This is a genomic window from Hyphomicrobium sp., from assembly GCF_020852195.1.
Lineage (GTDB): Bacteria > Pseudomonadota > Alphaproteobacteria > Rhizobiales > Hyphomicrobiaceae > Hyphomicrobium_C.
The window spans coordinates 1-1,846 of sequence record NZ_JADZBI010000264.1; the positions used below are offsets into that span (position 1 = coordinate 1).

Sequence of the window (1,846 nt, forward strand, 5' to 3'; positions counted from 1 at the left end):
ACACAGAGTGGGGTATGGAGTCGGATACAAGGAGGAGCAATAACACCTTCATTTGAGAAAGATTTTGCTTCACTAATAGGTCCGAAATACAGCGTAGCTACCGGGTCAGGTACCCAGGCATGGAGTACCTGTGTGTATGCTATGGGTATAGGTCCGGGTGATGAAGTGATCACCTCGCCATATACAGATTTTGGGACGATATCTTCTATTATATCGGCTTACGCTCTACCGGTGTTGGTAGATATAGAGCCGGATACGTACCAGCTTGATCCGGATGAAGTAGAGAAGAAAATCAACGAAAACACAGTAGCGATCATGCCGGTACATATCTTCGGGGTGGCCTCCAATATGGAACGGATCATGTCTATAGCCAAGCGTCATAATTTGAAAGTGATAGAAGATGCGTGCCAGGCAGTTATGGCAAGGTACCAGGGAAAGGCATTGGGTACGATAGGAGATGTGGGATGTTTTAGTTTTCAGGCAAGCAAAGCCATTGCATCTGGAGAAGGAGGAGCAGTAGTTGGCAACAGCGAAGAATTGATGGACAAGTGCTACACAGTACAGAATCGGGGGAACTCGCGCAGAGGTACTTTTGATCTGATAGGACCCAAGTACAGGATAACAGAATTTCAGACTGCCATTCTTGAGGGACAGTTACCAGAAGTTAGGAATCGGTTCGAAAAGCGTAATGATAATGCGAATTATCTGAGAAGAAAATTAAAAGATTTTGCACCATTACAGCCACAACGATTTTATGCTGGAAGTGAGAGTAGTGCCTATTATCATTTTGGGATGACATATAATAAGGAAATGTGGGGAGTGGATAGGGGCAAGTTTTTGAAGGCAATACAGGCAGAAGGGGTAGGGCTTGGATCCTATATTCCATATCAATTGAATAAAGAACCTTGGATAGATTATATCTTAGGATTAAAGAGTTATAAGAAGATGTATTCGGCATCGCGGCTAAGAGAGTACAAGGAAGGAATGAACTTGAAGAATAACGAGAAAGTGATCAAAGAGACGATGGTGTCGTTCAGTGGAGCCGGCCCGTTATTGGCAGACCGAAGTGAGATGGACAATATTTACAACGCCATAATGAAGGTTTATGAAAATAGAGAAAAGTTACAGTCTATCTAAATGATCAATAAAGCAACAGGCTAATGTATAATTTGAAAGGATAAACCCAAATAAATTATGAGGTATTATAAATATTTTTTGATCTTACTAGTATTCCTGCCCATTGCTGTGCCAGAAGCATTTTGTCAATCTGTTGGCCCCTATCAACTTTCAAAACTAAATAAAGATGGTATTCCTCCTCTGCTAAAAGATATAGAAACAAAACAACAGTGGGAGTCTAAAAAGGTTAAACTACGTAAAATATGGCTTGATGTACTGGGTGGATTGCCTGATGTAAGACCTAACGTAGGGTATAGGGTTATTTCTGAGACCCGGTAAAACAACCACGTAAGAAAGAAGATAATCTTTAATACTATTGATGGTGATTCTGTGAATGCTTTTTTATTGATCCCCAATTCGGGAAAAATAAGTAAGAAAAAATATCCTGCAATTTTGGCGATGCAGCAAACCAGTGAAGCAGGAAAATTAGCGGTCGCCACTCCTTATAAAGAATATGGAACGAATCGCTATTATGGACTTGATCTGGTATTGCGGGGGTATGTGGTTCTGGCTCCTGATGATCTAACTTCAGGAGAGAGAATATATCCCGGGGAAAAATATTTCCATAGTGCTCCTTTTTATGAAAAGTATCCTAAATGGACCATAATAGCAAAGACGATAGTAGATCATATGCAGGCTGTGGATTTGCTTCAGCACTTGGATTTTGTTG

The 1,846-nt window shown here is 40.8% G+C and carries 2 protein-coding genes; both read left to right on the forward strand.

Translation table 11 applies throughout. From position 1 onward, the window contains the following. Positions 1–1,137 (forward strand): DegT/DnrJ/EryC1/StrS family aminotransferase (locus tag IT540_RS20765; protein ID WP_291181783.1); only part of this gene is annotated, 1,137 nt, incomplete at its 5' end. Between the two features lie 369 nt (positions 1,138–1,506). Further along, the coding region (locus IT540_RS20770) for a hypothetical protein (RefSeq protein ID WP_291181784.1) at positions 1,507–1,846 on the forward strand (340 nt) is incomplete at its 3' end.